Source organism: Gillisella vitis (assembly GCF_021559775.1).
GTDB lineage: Bacteria > Pseudomonadota > Alphaproteobacteria > Rhizobiales > Rhizobiaceae > Allorhizobium > Allorhizobium ampelinum.
The window spans coordinates 2,186,077-2,203,800 of record NZ_CP056047.1 but is presented as its reverse complement, the minus strand read 5'-3'; the positions used below and the strand labels follow the sequence as shown (position 1 = coordinate 2,203,800).

The following is a 17,724-nucleotide window of genomic DNA, read 5'->3' as shown; positions in this document are numbered from 1 at the left end:
TCACGTGCGGCGGATCTGATAGCCGGTCTTGTTCTGGACAAAGCCGCAGGTTTCGTAGAAGTGGTGGATTTCGGGACGTGTGCTGCCTGTCAGCAGCATGACTTTGTAGCAGTCAGCATTCCAGGCGGCATCGATGGCATGGAGAACGACCGCTCGGCCATAGCCCTGGCCTCTATGCGTCGCAGCGCTGACGACATTCTCGATCAGAGCATAAGGTCGGCAACCGCGCGTCAGGTTGGGGGTTATCAGCAAACTAGCCGTTGCTACGGGTCTTTCTCGGTCGAGAGCAACGAAAATTGTCAGGCCAGGGTGGGAGAGAATCGCTGCATAGGTGTTATGCACCCGTTCAACGTTGGTAAAATCGTTGTTGCTGCTTAAGTCCTTGTAGAGTGCCAGCAAGGCCTCCAGATCATCGAACGTTGCGGGGCGAATGACTACGGTTTCAGACAAGGGATATCTCTATCTCAAATGGGGAACAGTTTGGCTTTCGGTAATTTGGCGGTCTGAATGTGGCCCTTTAGTTCCTCCAATTGCCGATCTGTCAGGGCGCTTTTGGGCAATGGGATCATCAGCGGCCCAGCAAAGAGCAGCACCAGGACTACGGTGTCTTCGGTCCAGTACATGAAATCGCTCCAAGCGTGGAAAATCCGGCTTGTTGCATTGGCGCTGTAAAATCCTTTGGCGTCCCAGCCCACTTTGGCAGGGCGGCGGGAAGACGGCGTCGCCCGAAAATAGGCTTTTGCTCTCCTTTGGGACGTGAACCGAACGATGCATAATACCAGAATTATGATCCCCAAAATTGCTGCCGCTACCATAAAAAGATCGAAATATGTTGGTTTGGCATCAATCAAAAACATCAGGATGTAAATCAAGGCGACATAGCAGACGTAAAATATTGAGAGTTTTTTGAATTTAAACTTGCTTTTCCAGTTCAGCTTGTTGCCTGCGGTGACTTCCCTTTCCGTCAACTGACAGTCGACTGTCAGAGTATCGAAAATATCCCAGTCTACCTGCTCCTGAACAGACATTGCCTAATCCTTCTTCGGCCCAAACATCTTCTTCAACATCTCAGCCATCGGCCCGGTTTCCGGAAGCTTTTTCGGCTGTATCCCGTTGCGGGCCTGATGAATGTGGGATTTGGCCGGTTTGGCGGGCTTGGGCTTTTCCTCGTCCGCTTTCGTCCCTGTCGCAAGCGCCAGTTTGTTCATCAACTGGCTGTCTTCACCGCGCACTAGCATGTCGGCGTTTTCGGCCAGCGTTTCCAGCAGAGGATCCAGCCATTCGGCGTCGAGCTTGCCGAAATCGCCCAGCACATGCGCCTGGACCCGAGATTTATCGCCGGGATGGCCGATACCGAGCCGCAGGCGGCGGTAGTTCAGGCCGCAATGGGCATCCAGCGACTTGATGCCATTATGACCGCCATGGCCGCCGCCCAGCTTGATGCGGGCCTTGCCGGGTAGAAGATCCAGCTCATCATAGATCGCCACCAGCTGTTCCGGTCCAAGCTTGTAGAAGCGCAGCGCCTCGCCGACCGATTCGCCTGACAGGTTCATGAAGGTCTGCGGCTTGATCAGCAGCACTTTTTCGCCCGCCAGAGTGCCATCGGCAATCTCGGCCTTGAATTTCTTCGACCAGGGCGAAAAGCTGTGGCGGCGATGGATGGCGTCCAGCGCCATGAAGCCGATATTGTGGCGGTTGCCGGCATATTGGGAGCCGGGATTGCCAAGCCCTGCAAGAACGATCATCGCATTTTCCACGAACGGTATTTCGGTTGGTCTTCACGACAGCGAAATGCGGGCCATGTCAACCCCGATTGCGCGTGCTATTGAGGCTGCAACAGGCCATATTCTCGCGAAAGCCTGGCTTGCGTGCCGTCGGCAATCAGACGATCGAGCGCGTCCTGCATCCGCGCCATCAGGGCATCAGGCATGGATTTATTGCAGGCAATGGCGAATTTCTGCTCGGTCAGCACGAATTGCTGTTCCAGAGGATGCCCTTCGTCCACCAGCTTGTGATAGAATTTTTCCGAGACCGGCATGAGGTCGATCCGGCCGCTTTCCAGCTTCTTGATGGTCAGATCGAGGTTGGCGGCGAGGTCGATTCTGGGAAAATCATGCCGTTCCAGAAGGGCCTGAGTGTAGTCGTCGCGCTGGGTGCCGACAATATATTTGCGGGCTTCTTCGACATTGTGCACCTGAATGCCAGAGCCCTTGCGGCTCATGATGATATTGCGATCGATGGCCAGCGGCTCGACCCATTTGAAGCGGCCTTCGCGCTCAGGGATATGGGCTGCGGTAAACACGCAGGTCATCGGTTCGGTTTCGGCCATCGCGATGGCGCGGGCCCAGGGCATCATCTCGATGGTATAAGGGATCGACAGACCCTTCATAATCATTTCAACCTGTTCGTAGCCGACGCCCTTGTCCACCCCGTTTTCCCTGAAATTGTAAGGTGGGTAATCTTCCGTGGTAAAGACGATGCTGTCTTGCGCCATGGCTGTGGCGGTCATGAACACCATGGAGGACAGGACGGCAAGGCGGAATGCACTTCTTCGACAGCCCATCTTCGGCCTCCTCACGTTGTGTTTGGTTGTGCTTGTCCTGCTGAAATGGCAGCCTGGGTTGTCTCGTCCTAAGCCGTTGTCCGATGTCCAATCCTGGCAATGGGCGTGGATTTCGGCGGTGTCGCGCTATTGTCTCCGAACCGGGCTTGCAGATCTTCGAAGGACAATGGCCGGTCGAACAGATAGCCCTGGCCGTAATCCACACCGATTGCCTGTAGCGCCCGCCATTGTTCCTTGGTCTCGATGCCCTCGGCCACCACGGTGCATTTCATCTTGTGCGAGATCGCGGCAATGCCTTCGATCAACATGCGGCTGCGCTCGCGCAGATCCAGGGTATCGCCGGTCATGGAGCGGATGAAGGACTGGTCGATCTTGATGATATTGACCGGGAAGCGGCTGAGATAGCTGAGCGAGGAATATCCGGTGCCGAAATCGTCCAGCGCAATGCGGCAGCCAAAATCGCCGATTTTTTGGAGGACGGTCTGGATATGTGGGCTGTCGTGCAGCAACGTCGCTTCGGTGATCTCGATGATGATCCGCGATGGGTCGATGTTGAAAAGATGCACCGCGCTGGCCAGCCAGACCAGCAGGCTGGCATCGATCTGCGTTGGCGAGACATTCAGCGCCAGATAGGAGGTGGTGTCGCCACTGAGGGCGGAAAGCCGGGTGAAGTGATCGAGAGCCTTATCGAAAACCTGCTTGCCGATATCGTGAATGGTACCGGTTTCCTCGGCCAGACTGATGATTTCGGTCGGCGCCATGATGCCGTGGACGGGGTGGCGCAGGCGCATCAAGGCCTCGTAGCCGACCGTCTTGCCGCTTTGCAGGTCGATGATTGGTTGCAAGAAGGCATCGAGCCAGTCGTTGCTCAATGCTTGTTCTATCATCTGCTCGATCTCAGCGCGCCGGCGGGTGGTATTGCCAATGCTATCGTCGAAGATCTGGAAACCGTTCTTTCCGTCGCGCTTGCGATTATACATGGCCATGTCGGCTTTTTGCAGCAGTTCCGTGGCTGTCTCGGCGTGTTGCGGATACAGCGCGATGCCGATGCTGGCGCTCAGCCTTGTGGCGGTCCCCTTGACGATGAAGGGAGTTTCAAAAATCCCGCAAATATCGTTGGCCACGGCGCGGGCGGCTGTTTCGCAATCGTTGGCACGCAGCAGGATGGCGAATTCGTCTCCGCCGATGCGGGCGGCCACCGAGTTTTCCGGCAACAGGTGGACGATCATGTCCACCAGAATTTTCAGGGTCGTGTCGCCGGCATGATGGCCGAGATTGTCATTGATCCATTTGAACCGGTCGAGATCGACGAACAGGCAGGCAAGGGAACCGCCCTGGCGGTCGGTTGCTTCGATCTGCACATCCAGTTCGTTCTCGAAACCCTGACGGTTGAGAAGCCCGGTCAGATGATCGGTCATTGCCTGGCGCCGGTTGCGTGCCTCCGATTGTTTGAGGGCGGTGATGTCAGTCATGACGCTCAGCGAAAGGTTGGACTGCGCCATCGGTGTGGCATTGCCGGATTCGACGACCAGGACATCCATGATCCGTCCATCGGCACAGACGAATTTGGTGGTATATTGCTGTTGCAGGCCAGCCTCACCATTCTGTTTGACTTGGCGGTAGGCCTGACGGGCCTCAATTGTGATCAGGCTTTCAAAACTGAGACCGATGATATCTTCGCGGTGATAGCCTGTCACCGATGTCCAGTAGTCGCTGATGCCGGTAATCCGGTCATCGGCATCGACAGAAAATAGCATGGCGGGCGTCGCATGGTAGATGTCGGTTGCCAGCCGGTGCGCCTGTTTTAGCTCAATTTCTTCCTGCTGAAGCTTTGATTGCATGGCGTTGAAGCTCTGCGCCAGCCGGCCCATTTCATCGTTTGAATGCCAGTCGACCGAACGTCGCGAACCCAGACGTCGCGTGGCTTCGATGGCGGCGGTCAGCTGCGTCAGCGGTCTCATGACCATCATCCGGTTGCCGACGATGGCGGCCAGAATCACCACCAGCATGGACAGGATGAAGATGGCGATAAACACGCCTTCGGTCCGGCGAATGCTGGCAAACAGGCCATGCTTTTGAAAGGAAAGCGTAATGGTGCCAACGGTTTTCGGTCCGTCCTGATGCTGGTAGATGATGGTTTGCGATAGGGAGGAAAATGTCTTTGCCGGGACAAATGTTTGCGGCATGTCAATGTGGATATTGCCGGTCGGGTCGGAAACCTCGACCCTGATGACCTCGCCACCGGAGACCAGCGCTGCACTGATCTGGCGTACACTCTCAGCATCGAAATCCCAAAGTGGCTTGGCGAGTGCCTGGGCATTGGCAGCCAACAGGACAGCTATACTATTTTGCTGATCGGTTTCGGCCCGTTGTGACGACAGCCACAGAAACAGCAGAAACAGCGGCACAACGCAGACAAACACTGTTCCAGCCACCAGCGCAAGGAAACGCTGTTCCACGGACCGGGTCATGGATCGCATCCGACAGTGTGCAAACTTAGATAGCAACCAATAGATGTAATATTAAACATTTTTCCATCGTATTTGGTGAGCGGTGCTGAAAAATGAATAGGGATGAAACAATACAACCCCACGGCCCCTGGTTCTTCTCTTATTTGGGGGCAGGATTCCATGCGATACGTTAACGATGACTGAAGTCGTAAAGGAGATTTGCAACTTTACGCAAAGTTATTTGCGACTTTCGTGCAATGCTACCCGCTATGGACGAAAAGAACACGGTTCGATGGGCCGTGCCGATGTCATAGCTTTTGCCGTAAAGTTTTATCATGAACCGGATATCTGAAGGCACAAAAAAACCCGCCCGGTAAGGGGCGGGTTTATCGATCGCTCCAACGGAATGGAGCAATTATTCTTCGGTTGCTTCTTCTTCGTCGGCAACGTCAACGTCTGGAGCGACGAGAGTTGCAATCGTGAAGTCGCGGTCGGTGATCACAGGGGTCACGCCAGCAGGCAGCTTGACGGCAGAGATATGCACGCTGTCGCCGATCTTCAGGCCTTCCAGATCGAAGGTGAGGGCTTCTGGAATGTTATTGGCCGGAACCTGCAACTCGACGTCGTGGCGCACGATGTTGAGGACGGCGCCGGTCTTGACGGCGGACTTGTCTTCATTGACGAAACGGACAGGCACGGCAACCGTGACCTGGCTGTTTGCCGAAACGCGCAGGAAGTCGATATGCATGGTGAAGTCGCGGACTGGATCCAGCTGGTAGTCCTTGGGCAGGACGCGGATCTTTTCGCCGTTGACTTCAATGGTCGCCACCGTGGTCATGAAACCGCCAGCGTGAATACGCTTGGTGACTTCATTGGTGTTCAGGGTGATGGCAATAGGAGCCTGCTTGTCACCATAGATGACAGCGGGAATGAGACCGTTGCGGCGAAGTTCACGGGAGGACCCCTTACCAACCCGTTCGCGCGTTTCGGCCTTGAGCTCGTAAGATGCGTGGCTCATGGCATTTCCTTTCGATGTTACTGGAGAGTTTCAGCCGGTTTTTCTTGACATCATCCGGGCATGAAACTGGAAACGGTGCCGGTTTTTAAATCTGCCGCATCATTTCACTACCAACCGTTCAGGATTGAAGGAAACATATAGCAGCCGTCACAATTTCATCCGCATTGCCTCCAAGGGTGTCTGCGCGGACGGGGGCGCTATAGTATGAAAGTGCCGTGGATGCAAGCTTTCTCGGGCTTTTTTCGAGCATAGGATGGAACCGGACCACCGGTTTTTGCTGCAAGGCGCGTCAATCCTGCCGATTGCCATCCTGCCCGCAAAGGTCCATGATATCCGAAGAGGGATGTGAGTTTGCTTTGGGAGGAGCATATGAGCGTCGGTTATAAACATGCCGATACGGTCTATTCGACCGCGTTGCAGGGATCGAAGGCGGCCAGTTCGCCGATTGCCGCTTCCTGGCGGCGTTGCCTTGATGTCCACGGGCTAGACCCTGAACAGGCAGGCACCCCGCGGATTTTGGACGAAACGGCCTTCCGTGAAGCGCGTGGCCGCATGGACCACCTGATCGCCGCCAGCGCCGAGGAACTGGACCGGCTGTTTTCGACAATGGGGCGCTCCGGTTGCTGCCTGGTGCTGGCCGATAGCCATGGCGTGGTGCTTGAGCGGCGCAGCGCGGCTGGCGACGACCGGGATTTCCAAAGGCTTGGCCTTTGGCAGCAGACGGAATGGAGCGAAGCCAGCGTCGGCACCAATGGCATCGGCACGGCGCTGGCTGACGAGCGCCCGGTCATCATCCACCGCGACCAGCATTTTCTCTCTGCCAATATCGCGCTGAGTTGCACCACGGCGCCAATCCGCGACCATTGCGGCCAGATTGCCGCCGCGCTCGACATTTCCACTTGCCGCCATGATGTGACGGATCTGTCGATGACCATCCTCGCCCAGGCGGTGCGCGATGCAGCACTCCGTGTTGAGGTCAACCTGTTTCGTATGGCCTTTGCGGGCGCGCGCATCGTCATGATCCCTACTGTCGCAAATCCCACCGCGTTGCTGGCGGTTGACGGTGACGATCTGGTTCTGGGCGCGACGCGAGCAGCGCGGTTGGCGTTGCAGATCGACGATCAGGCCATCGCCGCCGGTTTGCCCGCTGCCGATGCCTTGAAGGAAAAGCGCGGGGAAGAGGGGGATGACCTGCATGAAGCAGAGCGGGCTGCACTGCGTCGGGTTCTGTCGCGTACCAAAGGCAATGTCTCCCAGGCGGCACAATTGCTGGGCATCAGCCGCGCAACTCTGCATCGCAAGATGAAGCGTTTCAATATCCACTAATGCACGCAACAGTGTCGCACGGATGAGACACTGTGCGCTGCGGCATTGCGAAGCTTGACTGGTATCCGGCCGCAGCGGGGTGCATCTTCCAACTACGGTTCTGGAGTTTGTCAGGGAAAAGTGGAGGACCGGTTTTCCCCAAGGACAAACGTCACCACAGGAACCTTCATCAGGGAGGATGAGAGATGAACATTCAGGTTCAAACCACGGCAAGCACCCCGTTCAAGCTGAAATACGGCAATTTCATCGGTGGCGACTGGCGTGAGCCGGTGGGCGGCCGGTATTTTGAAAACACCACCCCGGTCACCGGCGGCAAGCTGTGCGATATCGCCCGCTCCGATGAGCGCGACATCAATCTGGCACTGGACGCCGCCCATGCCGCCAAGGACAAATGGGGCAAGACCCCGGTTGCCGAGCGCGCCAATATGCTGAACCGGATTGCCGACCGGATGGAAAGCAATCTGGAGCTTCTGGCCCGGGCCGAAACTTGGGACAATGGCAAGCCGCTGCGTGAAACCATGGCTGCCGATATTCCGCTGGCTGTCGATCATTTCCGCTATTTTGCTGCCTGCGTGCGCGCTCAGGAAGGCTCGATCGGCGAAATCGATCACGATACGGTCGCCTATCATTTCCACGAGCCGCTTGGCGTCGTCGGCCAGATCATTCCCTGGAACTTCCCGATCCTGATGGCCGCCTGGAAGCTGGCGCCCGCTCTTGCCGCTGGCAATTGCGTTGTGCTGAAGCCAGCCGAGCAGACCCCCGCCTCAATTCTCGTCTGGGCCGAATTGATTGGCGACATCCTGCCACCCGGCGTGCTCAATATCGTCAATGGCTTTGGCCTGGAAGCCGGCAAGCCGCTGGCCTCCAGTCCGCGCATCGCCAAGATCGCCTTTACCGGCGAGACCTCGACGGGTCGGCTGATCATGCAATATGCCAGCCAGAACCTCATTCCGGTGACGCTGGAACTGGGCGGAAAATCGCCGAATATCTTCTTCGAGGACGTGCTGCGCGAAGATGACGATTATCTCGACAAGGCTCTGGAAGGCTTTGCGATGTTTGCTCTTAACCAGGGCGAAGTCTGCACTTGCCCCAGCCGGGCGCTCGTCCATGAAAAGATCTATGACCGCTTCATGGAAAAGGCCATCAAGCGCGTCGAGGCCATCGTTCAGGGCGATCCTCTGGATATGGGCACGATGATCGGCGCGCAGGCCTCCAGCGAGCAGCTCGAAAAGATCCTGTCCTATATGGATATCGGTCGTCAGGAAGGCGCCGAAGTGCTGACCGGTGGTCATCGCAATACCCTGTCCGGTGATCTCGCGGGCGGCTATTACGTCAAGCCCACCGTGTTCAAGGGTCATAACAAGATGCGGGTATTCCAGGAGGAAATCTTCGGCCCGGTCGTCTCCGTCACCACCTTCAAGGACGAAGCCGAGGCGCTGGAAATCGCCAATGACACCCTCTATGGCTTGGGCGCCGGCGTCTGGAGCCGCGATGCCAATACCTGCTACCGCTTCGGTCGCAATATCCAGGCCGGACGCGTCTGGACCAATTGCTACCACGCCTATCCCGCCCACGCAGCCTTCGGCGGCTACAAGCAATCGGGCATTGGCCGCGAGACCCACAAGATGATGCTGGACCATTATCAGCAGACCAAGAACATGCTGGTGAGTTATAGCCCCAAAGCTCTCGGCTTCTTCTAAACCCGTTGTAAATCCGCCCCGCTGGGCTGCAAATGTCTTCCGCCTGCGCTTCCAGTGCTCACGTACTAAATGTACGCTCCGCGCTGGTTCTCGCCGGAAGCCATTTTCGCCACAGTGGGGCGAATTTCCAATCGGGTTTAAACCCGCCGATATTCACATCTGGAGGGGCTGCAAATGGTCATGCTCTGCGCTTCCGGTGCTCACGTACTTATGTACGCTCCGCTCCGGTTCTCGAACATAACCATTTTCGCCACCTCCAGCCGCGAATCTCGACGGGTTTAGCCGTCGAGTTCGTCGTTTTAATAGATTGATGCGAATTCGCAGGGCTCGCGGTTCTTGCATTCTTCTCCCCAGCGGGGAGAAGGTGGCGGCAGAGGCAAGAGTGGGCGAAGCCAAGACGGACTTCTTTCATTTTGAAACGAGGCAGCAATGGACAAGATTTTGGACGGTGAACCAAGGGTCGTCGCGACAGCGGCGGCCATCGATTTGATCGGCGAGATCCGCCGGGATCATCCGCAGATCCTGTTTCATCAGTCCGGGGGCTGTTGTGATGGGTCATCGCCGATGTGTTATCCTGTCGATGATTATATCGTCGGGGATACCGATGTGAAGCTGGGCGAGATAGATGGCGTGCCCTTCTATATCCATCAAAGCCAGTATGAAGTCTGGAAACATACCCAACTGATTATCGATGTCGTTCCGGGGCGAGGGGGCATGTTTTCGCTGGATAACGGCCGCGAAAAGCGCTTTCTGACCCGCTCCAAGCTGTTCGGGGGTGAGGTCTGTGCCTTGCCTGCCCGCTCATAATTTAGCCGAAGCGTTGACATCTCGCTCTATAGCAAGCCGCATTTGGCGCAGGCGGCGTCGATAATCTCGAGCTTGACGGTTTGCGCCCTTTCATATTCTCGCCGGAATTGGTTGGAAACCCAGAGTTCCGAGCGCCCGCGCCGTCCTTTCCAGCCAATGGTCCCGGCGTTTGCTGCATCCAGCAGTTTGCGGGTGAGGTGCGAGCGAGACAGGTGGAATGTCTCGGCCATGGTCTGAATCGATACGGTGCCGATTAAAATCTGCTCAGCGTCGGCCTCGGTGTCCTGGCTCTTGGCCATCAGCCAGTCGATGATGATATTGCCGTTGTTCAACCAGACGAAGGGATCAAAAATCTTCGGCTGCTCGCGCAGTTCAGGGGTCTGCATGAAGGCGGAGGCGATAAGCGGATGCAGCTTGCTCATGTCCCGGCCATTGGCCTCGAAGTTTTGCAGCCGTGCGCCATCGTCAAACCCGTCCAGGCTTCGCAGATGGATTTCCATCCAGCCCGCCGCACTGCCGAGACTGGCCTCACTCGGCACAAGCGGTCTGCTGCGCCGGTCGGTGGTGGTTGTTTCGCGGGCGATGCCGTAGGTTTCCATTTCCTTCAGAAATGCGTCTGCCGTATTGCGGCTGGCCACGCCAGTGGCTTCGACAAAGTCGAAATAGCGGGCAGGCAGGATCTGGCCCGCCTCAAAATATTGCATCAGGGCAATCTGTCCGAGAAGCCAGCGCTGGTGACTGGCAAAAACCCTGGCGATCTGAGGGTGCTCCTCGAACCGTTTCAAAAAGGCCTCCGCCTGTAGGCGGATGATCGGATGAATCCGCGGATGGGATAGCATGGCGCCGGATGTGAAAGGCATGGCCTGGTGCTTCGGTTGCTGTACAGGAATATCGTCTTGAGCTTGCGTGCAGGTCATGGTGTCCGAGCCATTTTTTCAATGCAAATAGAAGGGTATCCGAAGCTCAACCTTTCATCAATGGAATAGCGGTCTGCAACCATTCTGTTTTGATATTAGGTGTTTTGTGTAGAATGTCACATAGACTCGATGCTCAATTCCCGCTCGACCGAAAAGCTATGCATCGACGTGAAAAAGCTGTCCTTCACACACCGAAGGAAATAAGGCGCGATCGCAAAACGCGCAGAGCGTTTCCGTTTGTCATCGAAATGTGAAAACGCTCTATTTTTTGTTTTTCACATTTCTGAATGGAAATGCAGTCGTGTTGCGACGATCAATCGAACAGGCTGGAAACCGAGGCTTCTGCACTGGTGCGGTTGATGGCTTCGCCAAGCAGGGTGGCGGTGCTCAGCACCCGGATATTATGGGCCGATTGGACGGCGACTGTCGGCTGGATGGAATCTGTGATCACCAATTCGCGCAGCTTGGAGGAGGTGACGCGGGTAACTGCGCCACCCGAGAGTACGCCATGGGTAATATAGGCGGTAACGCTGGCCGCGCCCATGTTCAGCATCGCTTCCGCCGCGTTGCAGAGCGTGCCGCCGCTATCGACGATGTCGTCGATCAGAATACAGTCCTTGCCCTCGACATCGCCGATGATGTTCATCACTTCGGATTCGCCTGGGCGATCGCGACGCTTGTCGACGATGGCCAGAAGACAGTCCAGCCGCTTGGCAAGCGCACGCGCACGCACCACGCCGCCGACATCAGGTGAAACGACCATGAGATTGGCAAGGTCGTAGTGTTCCTTGACGTCACGGGCGAGGACCGGCGCCGCAAACAGGTTGTCAGTTGGTATATCGAAAAAGCCCTGGATCTGGCCGGCATGCAGGTCAAGCGTTAGTACACGGTCGGCGCCTGCCTCGGTGATCAGATTGGCAACCAGCTTCGCAGAGATCGGTGTGCGGCCCGAGGCGCGACGATCCTGGCGGGCATAGCCGAAATAGGGAATGACGGCTGTGATCCGCCGCGCCGAGGAGCGGCGGAAGGCGTCGATCATGATCAGCAGTTCCATCAGGTGGTCATTGGTCGGAAACGACGTCGACTGGACGATGAAGATATCCTCGCCACGGACGTTTTCCTGGATTTCCACGAAGATTTCCTGGTCCGCAAAGCGGCGAACGCTGGCTTTTCCAAGGGGAACATTGAGATATTTACAGACCGCTTCAGCAAGTTGCCGGTTCGAATTACCTGCGAAGACCTTCATTTGTGCCCGCCTGTTTGCATCCCGATGCGCGACCCCGCCTGGGCATCACACACCGGATTAAAACTGTTACAACCGACCCCAGCACACTTGTTTCATGCGCGGCGCTGCAATGCGGGCTTTTTAGCGCCCTTGCCCCTTAATGCAAGTGGTTTGCGACAGTTCTCACGGAAATTCGTAAACGAAGTGATTTTCCTGCACGGGATGATCTATATGTGCCTGGAGTGGGTGCGGAAATGAGTTGGATTGATGGGGCTGGTAATTATGGGCCAAGGGCGGTCATTGCACCACCGCCCAAACTGAATACCTTGAGAATATCCATGGTCGTCCGCGATCTTACCAGCAATTATTCTCGATTCAAAAATGGGTGCTATCATGAATTTTCAGTCCACTAGAGATTTTCTCGAATTCCATTCTCTCCCGGTCGATATCCTGGCAGGTTTGATTGAAAGAGCTGAACAACTCGCTACCCATTGGGACAGCCGAACCATGCCTCAAACATTGAAGGGCAAAAACGTCGGCATCATCGTTGATGATACGGGGTGGCGAAATACCGCTGCCTTCGATCTTGGCGTAAAGGCAATGGGCGGCATCGGCGTTCAACTGCCGATCAGCTTCAACGTCAGAGAAACCACCACAGACCTCGCTGGTTATCTTGACAATTGGTTCGACCTACTTGTCGTTAGGACAAAGGAACTTGCCACGTTGAAGGAGCTTGCATCGACAATGCGGGCTCCAGTCATCAATGCTCGGACGAAGTCTAATCATCCATGCGAGACCCTTGGCGATCTGGCCTACGTCAGGAAGGTCAAGGGATCACTGGAGGGCCTCAAAGTCGTTGGGATTGCTCCAGATGCCAATATCCTTCGCTCTTGGGTTGAGACTTCTAAGTCAATGTCAATAGACGTTGTGCAGGTGTATCCTGACCGATGGCATGTCACTGACCCGTTGCTCATCAACGCAAATTTCGAAGCCAGCCGGGATATCCGTCATGTCTTTGATGCAGACGTGATCATCACAGATTCATGGCCGACAGATGCTGGTGATGGCGAATTGATCGATTATCAGGTAACCGGATCAATTCTAAACGAATGCAAGAGCAACGCAATATTTCTGCCCTGCCCACCCGTGGCAAGAAATCAGGAGGTTACGGCAGAAGCGATGGAGCACAATGCTTGCCAGAGTAGGCAGGCAAAGGCATTCCTCCTGCACGCACAGAACGCGCTCATGGAATGGGCTATAGGCACATAATGTCTGCTTCGAACAAATAGGGAGCAAGGCCAGAATGCACTAAAAGCCGAGCCCTGAACATCTCACCCTACCGCCTCACTCCCAACCAAACGAAGGCGGCCATTTCCACCGTCACCCCGTATTTTTCGCACGCCAGTCAACATATTCGTCGAGGGTCTTGTTGGCGATGATCTGCATGACGGAGGCGGGGACGGCGGCCCAGGGGTCTTGGGCTTTGCCCGGCACGGTCTGTTGGCCCTGGATGCGGTGCAGGCGGTTGCCGCTGGCGTCGAGGATATCCCAGACATAGACGACGGTGATTTTGCCGCCTTCGCCATAGGCGGAAAAATAGCCTTTGAGGATATGGTGGGCCTGTTCGCCGCTGGAGCTGCGCATCATCAGGCCCTTAGCGCGGGCCTCGGCTCCTAACTGCCGCGATAGCGGGGTCACGGCCTCAACTGGCGCGCCGATGATGGGCAGGAACCGGATCGAGTCCGGTCCTGCATCGCCAGCCGGTGCAAGCGAGGCTTGCTGTGAAGGTGCGGGCGAGGCGGGGGCGGCGGCCTCCTCATCGGTTTGCGACGCGAGAGCGGTCTGTTCTTCAGGCGCCGATTGGCTGACCGATGACCCGGCCTGTTCCTGCATCCGGTTCTGTTGCCGTTCGGGCTGCTGCCAGCTTTGCTGGCGGCGGGGCTGCCCGTCCAGAGGCTCAGAGGCAACAGGATTATAGCCGTTTTGCAGGGCTTGCGCCTGGTCTTCCAGCGAATTTTGTGGCTGGGCCTGCTGTTCCGGCTGCGGATAGGGGGAGTAGGCCTGTTCCGGCGCTTGCTCACGCATCTGGCGATGCGGACGGCGGGGGACATCCTCATTCTGGCGCATGGCCGTCTGCATGTCTTCACCGGTCAGCGGCTTGCTGATCGAGCCGCTGGTGCCGACATCGACGGGTGGCGTCAGCGTGTCGGAGACGCTGCAACCGGCCAGACCCGTACTGGCCAAGCCAGCGCTGGCCAGACCACCAAGGGCCAGAACGAGCGCGGAGCCGATGCTGGAAGCGGGACGTCTCATTGGCTGCCTCCTTAACGGCTGCGTTCGTATGAGAATCCCGCGATTATCTTCCTAAAACGTTAAATTTTGCTTCAAACGCGACGCATCTGTCGCCTTTTATCGACAGAATCGCATCTTTGATGTCAGGGCATCGAAGATGCTCACGCCTTGACGATCAGATCCAGCGGATGACGCGACAGCGCGCGTGGCGCCCCTTCGGTGGTGAGATAAGTGTGGCCGAGCGTCATCGCGGTCTCGCGTTCGGAATCCATGATGATCATGTGGATGAACAGCGACATATTGGGCAGGATTTCCTGCGGATTGCCGATGTGGAACATCTGGTGCTCCATCCACGACGGGGAGAAGCGGGCGCCCAGCGAATAGCCACAGGCATTCAGCCGGTGGCGGGTCAGGCCGCGTTCGTCCAGCACTCTGGCATGGGTCTCGAACACGTCGCCGAATGTATGGCCGGGCCGCAGCACGGTTTCGATTTCCTGGATCGCCTCCCGGCAGGCGGCATAAAGTTCGCGGTGGCGAGGCGATGGTTCGCCGACCAGCACGGTGCGCATCATCGCGGCATGGTAATGGGCCGAAGCACCGGCCCATTCCAGTGTCAGCTGGTCATTGGCCGACAGCGTCCGGCGGCCTGCCTTGTAGCGGCACAGCAGCGCATCCTGGCCGGAGCCGATAATGAATTCATTAGCCGGATAATCACCGCCGCCTGCAAAAACCGCACCCTGCATGGCAGCGAGAATGACAGCTTCATCGCCCCCGGCTGAAATCAGCGGCAGGGCCGCATCCAGCGCGTCATCGGCAAGGCTGGCGGCCTTTTCGACATAAGCGATTTCCTCTGGGCTCTTGATCAGCCGCAATTCGCTGACCAGCATCGAGGCGTCGATCAATTCACCAAAGCTCAGCAATTGATTGTCCAGCAGCCGAGCAACCCGTCCGGTCATGCCATGGGTGTCGTATTCGATGCCCAGCCGGCAGCCGAGCAGGTCGAGATCGTTGAGCAGATCCTTCAGGTCGCTGGTCGGATCGGCGTTGGTACGGTCAACCCAGATCAGGATATTATCGATGGTCGAGGTCTGGCGGGCCTGACGCAGATCCGCCGAACGGGTCAGGAGCGTCATCGAGCCATCGGCCTTGACCACCAGCGTCTGGAAAAAGCAATAGCCAAACGTGTCATAGCCGGTCAGCCAATACATGCTTTCCTGGGCAAACAGCAGCATGGCATCCAGCTTCTGTTCGCGCATCCTGTCGGTCAGGCGGTCCAGCCGGGCGGCGTATTCGGCAGTTGAAAAATGCAATGTCATACACGAGGCCCCTGAAGCATGATGGCGGAGATCTGGCGGCCGTAGTCCGGCTCGCTGGCGTGGGTGGTGCGGCGATAGGAGAAAAACTGATCCGGGTCGCCATAGGTGCAGAGGCCAAGCATGTCGGCGGCAATCCCGGCATCCGTCAGCCGCTTCACAGTCAGTCCCGGCAGATCGAACATCGCGTGGCCGGGTTTGGTCGAAGGCGTGAAGAACCGTTGATAGGCCGGATCATGGGCCAGAAACCGCTCGACGAATTCCGGGCCGACCTCATAAGCTTTGGCGCTGATCGATGGGCCAAGCGTGGCGACGATGCTGGTGCGGGCAGCGCCAAGCGCGATCATTGCCTCGATGGTGTTTTCCAGCACGCCGGTCAGGGCGCCCTTCCATCCGGCATGGGCAGCCCCGATGATCCGGTTAACCGGATCGGCAAACAGGATCGGTCCGCAATCGGCGGCAAGCGCGCCAAGAATGAGACCGGGTTGGTTTGTGACCATGGCATCCACCTGTGGCCGATTCGAACCGAAAGGCGCGGTCACCGTCACCACATCGGGGGAATGGACTTGATGAACGGTAACAAGATCCGCTTGGGTGCCGCCAAACCAGCCAGCGACGCGGGCGCGGTTTTCATGCACATCGGCGGGATCGTCGTTTGATCCGAGCCCGATATTCAGCCCCGCGTAAATGCCGGAGGAGACGCCGCCATGCCGGGTGAAAAAGCCGTGAACGATTCCGTCCGATCCGCAGGGAGCCAGAAGGGTGCTCTGCAAGGGGGATGGTTTGGTTTCGGGTTTAAGGTGGGCCACATCGTGTGTCGAGGACGGCATCGGTGTCCCTTTCGCATGTCTTAATCCGAATCAATCGGCATTATGTCCAGGATTTTGCCCGCAGCGTGGTCAGATCCGGCGATTTGGCCGGATGTGACCATCACTGCGGTAATCTGTCAATCCAGGGTCAAAGCTCGGCCAGGGTCAAAGCTCGGCCTGAGCTAAAGATCCGTCTGGGGCAGGGGCCGGAACGGGGCGAGAGACAGGGTGGGGCTGGAGAGGGCAAGCACCTTGAACAATTCGCCCATCCGACCGACGCCGGCACCGGCCAGCCGGTTGACAGCCTCGGCCAGTTCAAGCTGGGTGGCCTCGTCCTTGCCGCGTCCCAGAATTCCGGCGCGTTCCTTGATGCCAAGGCCGAGCAGGAAATCGCCCTGGCGCAGGCAACCGCTGGGCGTGACCCCGGCGGCAAGGGCGGTGCGGGCCAGATCCTCGAAATCGACATGGCTGGTCAGGTCGGCAATGCCGGGATTGGCCAGCGGCGGATCGTAATCATGGGCGCGCAAGGCTTGCAGCGTATCGCCGAAACCGGTGGAGATATGGCCGTAATCGATGATCAATGCCGCCCCGCCTTCGGCCTTCAGCCGCTCGCACATGGCCGCCATCACCGCGCGGCGGGCAGGTGAAAACTCAAACACAGTGCCATCAGGCTGGGCGCTGGCGCCCGGCGGCAAAAGTGCCGGATCGAGTGTCGCAACCCCGGTCGAGAAGATCAGCTCGTCGTCTAAACCGAGGCTGACCATGCGTTCGCGGTAATGCGGGCCGAGCTTGACAAACTGGCGGATGGGAATGGCGTCGAAAAGTTCATTGGCCACCACCAGCACGAAGCCTTCCGGCACATCGCCAAAGCTGTCATGCCAGTCAATCTTTTCGATATGCGGTTCCAGGCTGTTGCGCTGGATCTGGCGCAGCCGGTCGCTGGTTTCCACCAGATGCACGGTGGAATCTCGGTAGAGATCAGGGGCAAGCCGGGCGATCACCCGCAGCATGTCGCTCATCATCGTGCCGCGTCCGGGGCCGACCTCGGCCAGCCGCACGGGGGCGGGCAGGCCATGGCGCTGCCAGGCATGGACAATGAAAACCCCGATCATCTCACCGAAGATCTGGCTGATTTCCGGCCCGGTGATGAAATCGCCCGAGGTGCCGAACGGCTCACGGGTCTTGTAATAGCCGAATTCCGGATCGGCCAGGCAGAGAGCAAAGTAATCCGTGACGCTCAACGGACCGTTCAACCGGATGAGCGCCTTGATCTTATCACCAAGCGTGGTGGTCATGGTCAGCGT

General features: G+C 57.4%; 16 protein-coding genes. 4 read left to right on the top strand and 12 right to left on the bottom strand.

The annotated features are described in order from the left end of the window. The 6 genes from AVCG78_RS10370 to AVCG78_RS10345 all read right to left on the bottom strand — a co-directional run bounded on the left by AVCG78_RS10370 (nt 1) and on the right by AVCG78_RS10345 (nt 6,031). Entirely contained in the window at nt 1-450 is a 450-nt protein-coding gene (locus AVCG78_RS10370) for a GNAT family N-acetyltransferase (RefSeq protein WP_071205126.1), read from the bottom strand. Between the two features lie 14 nt (nt 451-464). Next, on the bottom strand, nt 465-1,028 hold the full coding sequence (locus tag AVCG78_RS10365) for a YcxB family protein (RefSeq protein WP_071205125.1): 564 nt from the start codon (nt 1,026-1,028) through the stop codon (nt 465-467). Between the two features lie 3 nt (nt 1,029-1,031). Then, nucleotides 1,032-1,745 (bottom strand): aminoacyl-tRNA hydrolase, encoded by a 714-nt coding sequence (pth, locus tag AVCG78_RS10360; RefSeq protein ID WP_071205124.1) that lies wholly within the window; start codon nt 1,743-1,745, stop codon nt 1,032-1,034. A gap of 77 nt (nt 1,746-1,822) precedes the next feature. Continuing rightward, entirely contained in the window at nt 1,823-2,563 is a 741-nt protein-coding gene (locus tag AVCG78_RS10355) for a substrate-binding periplasmic protein (RefSeq protein ID WP_071205123.1), read from the bottom strand. Between the two features lie 68 nt (nt 2,564-2,631). Continuing rightward, nucleotides 2,632-5,034 carry a putative bifunctional diguanylate cyclase/phosphodiesterase gene (locus AVCG78_RS10350; RefSeq protein ID WP_071205122.1) on the bottom strand — a complete coding sequence of 801 codons (2,403 nt, stop codon included), beginning with the start codon at nt 5,032-5,034 and terminating at the stop codon, nt 2,632-2,634. A 394-nt stretch (nt 5,035-5,428) separates the two neighbouring features. Continuing rightward, nucleotides 5,429-6,031, bottom strand: a complete 603-nt coding sequence (locus AVCG78_RS10345; protein WP_070148896.1) for a 50S ribosomal protein L25/general stress protein Ctc — start codon at nt 6,029-6,031, stop codon at nt 5,429-5,431. A gap of 369 nt (nt 6,032-6,400) precedes the next feature. Here AVCG78_RS10345 and AVCG78_RS10340 point away from each other — a divergent pair, with 369 nt between their 5' ends. From AVCG78_RS10340 to AVCG78_RS10330, 3 genes are all read left to right on the top strand, one after another. Then, nucleotides 6,401-7,357, top strand: a complete 957-nt coding sequence (locus AVCG78_RS10340) for a helix-turn-helix domain-containing protein (RefSeq protein ID WP_071205121.1) — start codon at nt 6,401-6,403, stop codon at nt 7,355-7,357. A gap of 185 nt (nt 7,358-7,542) precedes the next feature. Next, nucleotides 7,543-9,057, top strand: a complete 1,515-nt coding sequence (gene adh / locus AVCG78_RS10335; protein WP_015916699.1) for an aldehyde dehydrogenase — start codon at nt 7,543-7,545, stop codon at nt 9,055-9,057. Between the two features lie 438 nt (nt 9,058-9,495). Further along, a complete protein-coding gene (locus AVCG78_RS10330; protein ID WP_085946636.1) occupies nt 9,496-9,864 on the top strand; it encodes a DUF779 domain-containing protein in 369 nt (122 codons plus the stop codon). A gap of 26 nt (nt 9,865-9,890) precedes the next feature. On the opposite strand, the gene AVCG78_RS10325 is transcribed toward AVCG78_RS10330, so the two are convergent. Together AVCG78_RS10325 and AVCG78_RS10320 are read right to left on the bottom strand one after the other, a co-directional pair. Further along, entirely contained in the window at nt 9,891-10,781 is an 891-nt protein-coding gene (locus tag AVCG78_RS10325; RefSeq protein WP_081355534.1) for a hypothetical protein, read from the bottom strand. A 313-nt stretch (nt 10,782-11,094) separates the two neighbouring features. Continuing rightward, a complete protein-coding gene (locus tag AVCG78_RS10320; RefSeq protein WP_015916696.1) occupies nt 11,095-12,027 on the bottom strand; it encodes a ribose-phosphate pyrophosphokinase in 933 nt (310 codons plus the stop codon). Between the two features lie 372 nt (nt 12,028-12,399). Between AVCG78_RS10320 and AVCG78_RS10315 the strand changes: the two genes are divergently transcribed. Beyond that, on the top strand, nt 12,400-13,275 hold the full coding sequence (locus tag AVCG78_RS10315; protein ID WP_071205205.1) for an ornithine carbamoyltransferase: 876 nt from the start codon (nt 12,400-12,402) through the stop codon (nt 13,273-13,275). 111 nt (nt 13,276-13,386) lie between these two features. Here AVCG78_RS10315 and AVCG78_RS10310 read toward each other — a convergent pair whose 3' ends face one another. The 4 genes from AVCG78_RS10310 to AVCG78_RS10295 form a co-directional block, all read right to left on the bottom strand. Further along, nucleotides 13,387-14,319: a hypothetical protein gene (locus AVCG78_RS10310; RefSeq protein ID WP_174089693.1), complete on the bottom strand. Its 933-nt coding sequence runs from the start codon at nt 14,317-14,319 to the stop codon at nt 13,387-13,389. Between the two features lie 140 nt (nt 14,320-14,459). Next, a complete protein-coding gene (locus tag AVCG78_RS10305) occupies nt 14,460-15,614 on the bottom strand; it encodes a M24 family metallopeptidase (RefSeq protein ID WP_071205119.1) in 1,155 nt (384 codons plus the stop codon). Continuing rightward, complete coding sequence (gene pgeF / locus AVCG78_RS10300; RefSeq protein ID WP_071205118.1) at nt 15,611-16,441, bottom strand: peptidoglycan editing factor PgeF; 831 nt, start codon at nt 16,439-16,441, stop codon at nt 15,611-15,613. The genes AVCG78_RS10305 and pgeF overlap by 4 nt, the downstream gene beginning before the upstream one ends. 161 nt (nt 16,442-16,602) lie before the next feature. Continuing rightward, nucleotides 16,603-17,715 (bottom strand): class I SAM-dependent methyltransferase, encoded by a 1,113-nt coding sequence (locus AVCG78_RS10295; protein ID WP_071585395.1) that lies wholly within the window; start codon nt 17,713-17,715, stop codon nt 16,603-16,605. Nucleotides 17,716-17,724: the final 9 nt, after the last annotated feature.

Excerpts from the sequence above, each read along its gene's own strand:
- AVCG78_RS10305 (WP_071205119.1), bottom strand. The coding sequence starts at position 15,614 with ATGACATTGCATTTTTCAACTGCCGAATACGCCGCCCGGCTGGACCGC.
- AVCG78_RS10365 (WP_071205125.1), bottom strand. The coding sequence starts at position 1,028 with ATGTCTGTTCAGGAGCAGGTAGACTGGGATATTTTCGATACTCTGACA.
- AVCG78_RS10340 (WP_071205121.1), top strand. The coding sequence starts at position 6,401 with ATGAGCGTCGGTTATAAACATGCCGATACGGTCTATTCGACCGCGTTG.
- AVCG78_RS10295 (WP_071585395.1), bottom strand. The coding sequence starts at position 17,715 with ATGACCACCACGCTTGGTGATAAGATCAAGGCGCTCATCCGGTTGAAC.
- AVCG78_RS10345 (WP_070148896.1), bottom strand. The coding sequence starts at position 6,031 with ATGAGCCACGCATCTTACGAGCTCAAGGCCGAAACGCGCGAACGGGTT.
- adh (WP_015916699.1), top strand. The coding sequence starts at position 7,543 with ATGAACATTCAGGTTCAAACCACGGCAAGCACCCCGTTCAAGCTGAAA.
- pth (WP_071205124.1), bottom strand. The coding sequence starts at position 1,745 with ATGATCGTTCTTGCAGGGCTTGGCAATCCCGGCTCCCAATATGCCGGC.
- AVCG78_RS10350 (WP_071205122.1), bottom strand. The coding sequence starts at position 5,034 with ATGACCCGGTCCGTGGAACAGCGTTTCCTTGCGCTGGTGGCTGGAACA.
- pgeF (WP_071205118.1), bottom strand. The coding sequence starts at position 16,441 with ATGCCGTCCTCGACACACGATGTGGCCCACCTTAAACCCGAAACCAAA.
- AVCG78_RS10310 (WP_174089693.1), bottom strand. The coding sequence starts at position 14,319 with ATGAGACGTCCCGCTTCCAGCATCGGCTCCGCGCTCGTTCTGGCCCTT.
- AVCG78_RS10355 (WP_071205123.1), bottom strand. The coding sequence starts at position 2,563 with ATGGGCTGTCGAAGAAGTGCATTCCGCCTTGCCGTCCTGTCCTCCATG.
- AVCG78_RS10320 (WP_015916696.1), bottom strand. The coding sequence starts at position 12,027 with ATGAAGGTCTTCGCAGGTAATTCGAACCGGCAACTTGCTGAAGCGGTC.
- AVCG78_RS10315 (WP_071205205.1), top strand. The coding sequence starts at position 12,400 with ATGAATTTTCAGTCCACTAGAGATTTTCTCGAATTCCATTCTCTCCCG.
- AVCG78_RS10325 (WP_081355534.1), bottom strand. The coding sequence starts at position 10,781 with ATGACCTGCACGCAAGCTCAAGACGATATTCCTGTACAGCAACCGAAG.